We start from the raw sequence: 7,466 nt of genomic DNA, 5'->3' as shown, positions 1-7,466 counted from the left end.
GACGTTCAGCGGCAAGGCACCGAACACACTGCCAGCGGAAACCCGCTGCAGGCCGTTGACGCGAATGTCGGCGATCCTGAACGGTGAGGCCTGGGCCAACGTGGCTTTCAGCAGCAGGATGGAGAGCAACAGGCGCGGGTAGTTCATCGGGGTTTCCAGACAAGCGGATTCGGAGGGCAGCAAGTGCGGGCGACCCGCAAGCAGCGGGCGATGAGGATACGGGCGGGCTGTGTACGGCGCGGTTAGCCGAGGGTAAAGATGTGTAAAGTCAGACCGGGCGGCAGTGACAGTGCCGGCTTGCAGGGCGATCATTGCAACCCCTGCAATTGCGATATCTGGCCCTGATGATCCCTGTGCTGCTGGTCGACGACGACCGCGAACTGACTGAAATGCTCTCTTTGTACCTGGCGCGCGAAGGCTTCCAGGCAACGGCCGCGGACACGGGGGAGGAAGGCGAGACCCTGGCGTTGTCCGGCCATTTCCAGGTGGTGGTGCTGGACGTGATGCTGCCAGGCATCTCTGGTATCGAGGTGCTGCGCCGCGTGCGTGCACGTAGCCAGGTGCCGGTGCTGCTGCTGACAGCACGCGGTGACAACATCGACCGCATTGCCGGCCTGGAGCTGGGGGCCGATGACTATGTGCCCAAGCCCAGCTCTCCCGGTGAGCTGGTGGCACGCCTGCGGGCAATACTGCGTCGCGTGCGGCCACACCTGATGGGTGAAGCCAGCGCGCCCGAGGTACCTGAACAGGTACGCAGTGGCGCATTGAAAATGTGGCCGGGGCGGCGCGAGGCGCGCTGGGGCGCAGCCACGCTGGAATTGACCGGCTCCGAGTTCAGCCTGCTCGAAGCCCTGGCGCGCCAGGCCGGTCAGCTGGTCAGCAAGCAGGACCTGTCGCTCAATGCCCTGGGCCGGCCGCTGACCCGTTATGACCGACGCATCGACGTGCACGTCAGCAGCATCCGGCAAAAACTTGGCCCGCGTGCCGATGGCAGCAGCTGGATACAGAGCGTGCGCGGCATGGGCTACATGCTGATCGTCGAATGATGCGCCGGCGTCTGTTCTGGAAGCTGTTCCTGGCCTTCTGGCTTGCCAACACCCTGACCTTCCTGGTGGGGGCGGGGGCCTTCATGCTCAATGAGCTGCGCGGCGATACACCCGGGCTCCGTTCGCTGCTGGCCACCGAGCTGCAAATGCTCGAACGGCATGGCGAGCGGGCCGGCCGCCAGCTGCTGGACGTGTCGCCACAGCCGCAGGATGTGCAAGTAGGCCTTTACGACGATCAAGACCGCTTGCTGGCTGGCCAAACGGTGCACGTGGCGCGTTTCGAGCAGGCACTGCTCGACCGTGACGGCCGCCCGCTGGTGCTGCGCGCTTCGGTGGCCACCCGTGTCGGTATGGCACCGCGCCCACGCAACCTTGGCCCGTTTGTGACAGGGGCGGCGATGAGCGCGCTGTTCGCGCTGTTGTGCAGCTTTTACCTGACCCGGCCGCTGACCTGGCTGCGCGAGGCCATGGGCCAGGTTGCCCAAGGCCGTTTCGATGTGCGGGTCAGGCCGCGGCTGGGCAAGCGCCGTGACGAAATCGTCGACCTGGCCGAGGACTGTGACCGCATGGCCGGCCAGCTCAAGGCCCTGGTGCAGGCCCAGCAGAACCTGCTGCATGATATTTCCCATGAGCTGCGCTCACCGCTTACCCGCATGCATGCCGCCATCGGCCTGATGCGCCAGCAACCCGACCGGCCCGACATGCTGGAGCGGGTCGAGCGCGAGTCGCGGCGCATGGACGACCTGATCGAGCAACTGCTGACCCTGGCCCGTGCCCAGTCCCGTCAAGGCAACAGTGACTTCGCCAGCGTGGATGTGGTCGAACTGCTGGCGCAGATCGTCGAGGATGCCCGTTTCGAGGCAGGCATGAAGCAGTGCCAGGTGTCCTTGCTGGCTCAGGGCGCGTTTCTCATGCATGGCCATGAAGAACTCCTGTACCGGGCCTTCGAGAACGTCATCCGCAATGCCGTGCGCTACACGAAGCCCGGCACGGCGGTATTGGTGGAGGCCGCACCGGCACCAGGTGGGCAATGGTTGCAGGTGTGCGTCAGCGACCATGGCCCGGGCGTCGACCCGGCGCGCCTGCAGCGCATCTTCGAACCGTTCGACCGTGGCACCGACAGCAGCGATGGCTTCGGCCTGGGGCTGGCGATCGCCCAGCGTGCCATCGCCTTGCACGGTGGCAGCATTACCGCGCTGGCCGCCGCCACAGGGGGCTTGCGGGTGCGCATTGAACTGCCGCAAGCCATTACTACTTGAAGCCGGTGACCGCGTGGGGAACGTAAGGGGCCTGCAAGCGCGCTACCTCGTCCTCGCTCAGCTGCAGTGACAGTGCGCCCAGGGCATCGTCCAGGTGGGCGGGCTTCGAGGCGCCGACGATAGGGGCGCTAACGCCGGCCCTACCCAGCACCCAGGCCAGCGCAACCTGGGCCATCGGCACCCCCCGTTCGCTGGCGATCTGCTCGACCACATCGATTACCCGGCCGTCCTCCACCTCGGTCTTTTCATAGAACGACTGCCCGGACACATCGGTGCGCGTGCGTTGGGTTTGCTGCCCATGCGGTCGTGTCAGGCGGCCGCGCGCCATCGGGCTCCAGGGCATCAGGCCGACGTCTTGATCCAGGCACAGCGGGATCATCTCTCGCTCTTCTTCGCGGTAGATCAGGTTGAGGTAGTTCTGCATCGACACGAAGCGGCTCCAGCCATGGTTGGCGGCTACCTGCTGCGCCTTGGCGAACTGCCAGGCATACATCGACGATGCACCGATGTAGCGCGCCTTGCCGGCCTTGACCACATCATGCAGAGCTTCCATGGTTTCCTCGATGGGGGTGTGGTAGTCCCAGCGGTGGATCTGGTAAAGGTCGACGTAGTCTGTGCCCAGGCGGCTGAGGCTGGCGTCGATGTTGGCCATGATCGCCTTGCGTGACAAGCCTTGCTCATTGGGCCGGCTGGCGCCTTCCCACATGTTGGCAGGGAAGAACACCTTGGTGGCGATCACGGTTTCTTCGCGGCGGGTAAACTCCCTCAGGAGTTTGCCGAGGATGATTTCCGAGGTGCCGGCGGAATAGCTGTTGGCAGTGTCGAAGAAGTTGATGCCTTGCTCGACGGCATGGCGAATGATCGGCCGGCTGGCGTCTTCGCCCAAGGTCCAGGGATGAGTGCCGGCGTCGGGTTCACCGAAGGTCATGCAGCCCAGGCACAGCCTTGAAATGTCCAGCCCAGTGCTACCCAGCTTTACGTACTGCATCGTCGTCTCCTTCAAGGGCGTGAGTGATGGAGTTAGCCTAACGCTGGCAGGGTTGGGCGAAAATTCCGTATTGATGCATGCGCCATCTGCAAGAATTCACAAGCGCAGCAGCGGCCGCACCTGTTGCTGAAGGAAGTCGGTAACCGCCTTGATCCGCGGTGTGGCGCGCACGTCTTCATGCACGGCCAGCCAGATTTCGATGCTCATTGTCTGTTGGGCGCTGCCTGCTTCTTTCAGACCGTGTTCCTGTGCCATGAACGCGGGCAGGCAGGCGATGCCGATGCCGCCGGCACAGGCTTGGGCCTGGATGCGCAGGTCATTGCTGTGCAATGCGAACGGCTGCTGGCCGGCCTGGAGGTTGAGCCATTGCTGTTGTGGGGAACGGGCTTGAGACTCGTCGTAGCCGATGTAGCGCCTGACCGTTGCGCTGGCCAGGTAACCGGGCGAGGCATACAGCCGGTAATCCAGGTGCCCCAGCAGGCTGACCACCAGAGTTGGCTCTGTCGGCCTGGCCAGGGCGATGCTGATGTCAGCTTCGCGGCGGACCAAGGATGCCTTGGATTTGCTGCCTACCAGCTTCAGGCGCAGCTGTGGGTAGCGCTGGTACAGCTCGCCCAGGCGCCGGGCGACGATGCTGCCCAGCAGCGCCGGTGGTGCCGAGAGCACCACTTCACCTTCCACTGTCTGTTGGCCGGCGCTGGCGAAATGCTCCAGGGCAAAAGAGGACATGGCCATCTGCTCGGCGAGTTCCGCAACACGTTGGCCTTCGTGGGTGAGGGCATAAGCGCGGGGGCGTCGGTCGACCAGCTTGAGCTGGAGCGAAGCCTCGAGCGAGGCGATGCGCCGGGCCACGGTGGCGTGGTCGACACCCAGGGTCTTGGCAGCGGCCGACAGCGAGCCGGCCGAACTGAAGGCGGAGAAATGGCGCAGGTCTTCCCAATCGAACATGAATGACTCGGCAGTGGCGGGTGCATGAAGGGGTAGGGTAACCCTTTATGACCATGCCGGCTTCAATGCCCGCCTTTCATCCGCCGTGCCACCAGGTAAATGCCCAAACCAACCAGCGCAGTCGCGGCGCCGATGTACCCGGTGCTGGTCCAGCCCATGCCGGCAGTGATCGCCATGCCTCCCAGCCACGGCCCCAGGGCATTGGCCAGGTTGAACGCCGCATGGTTGGACGCCGCTGCCAGGCTAGGCGCCTCATGGGCAATGTCCATGAGGCGGATCTGTAGCGGTGCCGCCAAGGCGATCATGGTGCCCACCAAGCCGATGCCCAGCAGCAGGCTCCACAGCGCCTGGGCGGCGAAGGTAAAGAACAGCAGCACGGCGACCGACCACATCAGTACCAAGCCCACGGCGCGGAACTGCAGGCGGTCGAACAGCTTGCCGCCAGCGATGTTGCCGACGATACCGCCCACGCCGAACGCCGCCAGACCGAACGGAATCCACTGTGGCGACACCTGGGTCACTTGCAGCATGGTCGGTGCCAGGTAGCTGAACACGCAGAACATGCCGGCAAAACCGATCGAAGCGATGGCCAGCGCCATCCATACCTGTGGGAGGGCAAAGGCCTGGAGCTCCTTGCGCGGGTCGCTGCGTGTTTCGTCGTGGCGCTGGGGCACGAAACGCCAGACCAGGGCGATGGTGCACAGGGCGATCGCGCCGACCAGCACGAATGCCGAACGCCAGCCGAAGTACTGGCCCAGGAAGGTGGCAACCGGGTTGCCGAGCAACATGGCCAAGGTCAGGCCCATCATCACCCGGGCAACGGCCCCCGCGCGCTGATCCTTGGCGACCATGCTCGAGGCCACCACTGCGGCAATGCCGAAGTAGGCGCCGTGAGGCAAGCCGCTGATGAAACGAAATGCGACCAGGCCACCGAACGAGGGGGCAAAGGCAGTGGCCAGGTTGCCCACGGCATACAGCAGCATCAACAGCAGCAGCATGTGCTTGCGCAGCAGTTTGGCACCGAGAATGGCCAGTGTCGGGGCGCCAACCATTACCCCCAGCGCATACGCGCTGATGGCATGGCCCACCTGCGGTTCGCTCAACTGCAAATTACTGGCAATGTCGGGCATCAGGCCCATGATGGCGAATTCGCCGGTGCCGATGGCAAAGCTGCCCAGTGCCATGGCGGCTTCCATCTTGGCGACGGTGTTTTTACTGGGTAGCGGGGGGCGTTCCTGGACTGACATCTGTATCCCTATTGAAACATGCTGAAACGTTCAAGTCGGGATAATAGTCAATCGATGGCTGCAACGTCGAGGATGCTGCCCCGGCTTCCGCGACGTTGCAGCCCGTGTCCTGCTCAGTTCGGGCGCGCTTGCTACGCCCCTGGCTGAAGTGACGGGATCCTGTGGCAGCGGGTACGCCTGCTCTTTTAGACTGCGGGCGTTGACGCGCCAATGCTCGGCAAACGGTGAGTACACGCGCCACACATTCGGTTCACAAGGACAACTGCAATGTCAGATACCCCGCGCAACCCGCTGCTTATCGATGGGGCCGTCGGCCAGATCGAGCTGTTGATCGACTACCCCGACGGGCCACCCAAAGGGCTGGTGCTGGTCAGCCATCCGCAACCGCTGCTGGGCGGTAGCCCACGGCATATCGTGCCGCTGACCCTGGCACGGCAGCTGCGTGCAGCCGGCTGGCAAGTGGTACGGCCGAGCTTTCGTGGGGTGGGGCAGACGCAAGGCGCGCACGACCAGGGCATCGGTGAAGCCGAGGATTGCATCGCGGTCATCCGTCACCTCAACCAGCAACAGCCCGAGCTGCCGGTAGGCCTGGTCGGGTTTTCCTTTGGGGCCTACGTGTTCGCCCGGGTTGCTTGTGCGCTGGAAGGGCAGTTGCAGGCAGTCGCATTGATGGGGCTGCCGGTGGGGGATGTACCGGGAGGGCGCTATTACGAGCCATTGCCGCTGCCTGGGGATTGCCTGTTACTGCATGGTGAACAGGATGAAATGGCACCGCTGGCCAACCTGCTGCAATGGGCTGGCCCTGAACAACGGGCAGTGTCGGTATACGCCGGTGCCAATCACTTTTTCAAAGGCTGCCTGGGCCGTGCCGCGGAGCAGGTGATTGCTCATCTCGCCCAGAAGACTGGCCCTCACCGCTCCAGGTAATGCGTCTGTGTAGCAAAGTCGATGAACCGCTTGCTGGCCAGCGACAGGTATTCCCCCGAGCGCCAGCACAAGCGGAAGCTCATCTGCTGTGCTGGCCGGAACGGCACGCCGACGATGCCAGGCGTGCGTTGCTGCACCGAGCGCAGCAGGGTCGCCACCCCCATGTTGTCCAGCGCGGCCTGCACCACCAGCGAGACGAAGTTGCTCTGTAGCGCCACCTGGTATGTGATGCCATGTTCGGCGAAGAACGCATCCAGAAGATGGCGTTGAACGAAGGTGCGATCGAACACCACCATGTCGGTATTGCGCAGGTCTTCGGCGGTGAGGTAGGCCTTGCCGGCATAGGGGTGATCCGGGTGCATGCACGCCAGCATCTCGTCGCTGCCCAGCAGGATCGACTCCTTGTCGGGCGGTACACGCCGGGACTCCAGCAGCGCCAGGTCGATTTCGCGTTGCTCCAGGCGATGGCCAATGTCTTCGGCACTGCCTTCGAACACGGTCATGGCAATGCCCGGGTACGACTTGCGGAAGGCGTTCATCAACCCGGGGACGTAGTGCAGGCCGAACATCGGCGGGATACCCAGGCGCACCTCACCGCGCTTGAGGTCGGCCATGTCGCGCAGCTCTTGCCGGGCAACGTCCATTTCGCGCAGGGCAGAGGCAATGCGCGGCAAGAACTGCTCGCCTTCTGCCGTGAGGATCACTTTGCGCGTGGTGCGGTTGAACAGGGTTACCCCCAGTTCTTCTTCCAGCCGGGTAACGGCCATGCTCAGCGCGGGCTGGGCGATGTGCAGGTGCTGCGCGGCCTTGGTGAAGCTGCCTTGCCGGACGATTTCGACACAGCAGCGCAATGCCTTGAGGTTCATTGAGGGGTGCTACCTTTCATGCGGGATGCATTCATAACGAACTGTGATGCTAAGCATCATAACAATATATTTATTATTATTAACCAGAGGGCCTACGATGCGCGCCACTGAGACATCCTGCAACATCTCAGTCACGCAGCTTAATAAATCTGCAATCCCACAAAGATTTTGAGGTAGTACCCCAA

The 7,466-nt window shown here is 63.5% G+C and carries 7 protein-coding genes and 1 pseudogene; 3 read left to right on the top strand and 5 right to left on the bottom strand.

Annotated elements, in window-relative coordinates; all coding sequences use genetic code 11:
* Nucleotides 1-147: pseudogene (locus N5D53_RS27250) on the bottom strand (outer membrane assembly protein); the annotation flags it as partial.
* A 197-nt stretch (nucleotides 148-344) separates the two neighbouring features.
* Here N5D53_RS27250 and N5D53_RS27245 point away from each other — a divergent pair.
* Both N5D53_RS27245 and N5D53_RS27240 read left to right on the top strand, forming a co-directional pair.
* Complete coding sequence (locus N5D53_RS27245; protein ID WP_279841113.1) at nucleotides 345-1,046, top strand: response regulator transcription factor; 702 nt, start codon at nucleotides 345-347, stop codon at nucleotides 1,044-1,046.
* A complete protein-coding gene (locus tag N5D53_RS27240; protein ID WP_279841112.1) occupies nucleotides 1,043-2,305 on the top strand; it encodes an ATP-binding protein in 1,263 nt (420 codons plus the stop codon). The genes N5D53_RS27245 and N5D53_RS27240 overlap by 4 nt, the downstream gene beginning before the upstream one ends.
* On the opposite strand, the gene N5D53_RS27235 is transcribed toward N5D53_RS27240, so the two are convergent.
* The 3 genes from N5D53_RS27235 to N5D53_RS27225 form a co-directional block, all read right to left on the bottom strand.
* A complete protein-coding gene (locus N5D53_RS27235) occupies nucleotides 2,298-3,293 on the bottom strand; it encodes an aldo/keto reductase (RefSeq protein ID WP_279841111.1) in 996 nt (331 codons plus the stop codon). The two genes, N5D53_RS27240 and N5D53_RS27235, sit on opposite strands and share 8 nt — an antisense overlap.
* A 96-nt stretch (nucleotides 3,294-3,389) precedes the next feature.
* Nucleotides 3,390-4,241, bottom strand: coding sequence for a LysR family transcriptional regulator (locus N5D53_RS27230; protein WP_060489927.1), 852 nt, complete (start codon nucleotides 4,239-4,241; stop codon nucleotides 3,390-3,392).
* A gap of 62 nt (nucleotides 4,242-4,303) precedes the next feature.
* Nucleotides 4,304-5,488 carry an MFS transporter gene (locus tag N5D53_RS27225; RefSeq protein ID WP_020192738.1) on the bottom strand — a complete coding sequence of 395 codons (1,185 nt, stop codon included), beginning with the start codon at nucleotides 5,486-5,488 and terminating at the stop codon, nucleotides 4,304-4,306.
* Between the two features lie 267 nt (nucleotides 5,489-5,755).
* Between N5D53_RS27225 and N5D53_RS27220 the strand changes: the two genes are divergently transcribed.
* Nucleotides 5,756-6,415: an alpha/beta fold hydrolase gene (locus N5D53_RS27220; protein ID WP_190869200.1), complete on the top strand. Its 660-nt coding sequence runs from the start codon at nucleotides 5,756-5,758 to the stop codon at nucleotides 6,413-6,415.
* On the opposite strand, the gene N5D53_RS27215 is transcribed toward N5D53_RS27220, so the two are convergent.
* On the bottom strand, nucleotides 6,400-7,281 hold the full coding sequence (locus tag N5D53_RS27215; protein WP_190869201.1) for a LysR family transcriptional regulator: 882 nt from the start codon (nucleotides 7,279-7,281) through the stop codon (nucleotides 6,400-6,402). The genes N5D53_RS27220 and N5D53_RS27215 overlap by 16 nt on opposite strands.
* Nucleotides 7,282-7,466 lie beyond the last annotated feature (185 nt).

The organism is Pseudomonas sp. GD03862 (genome assembly GCF_029840855.1).
Lineage (GTDB): Bacteria > Pseudomonadota > Gammaproteobacteria > Pseudomonadales > Pseudomonadaceae > Aquipseudomonas > Aquipseudomonas alloputida.
This window is presented reverse-complemented; position numbering and strand designations above follow the sequence as displayed.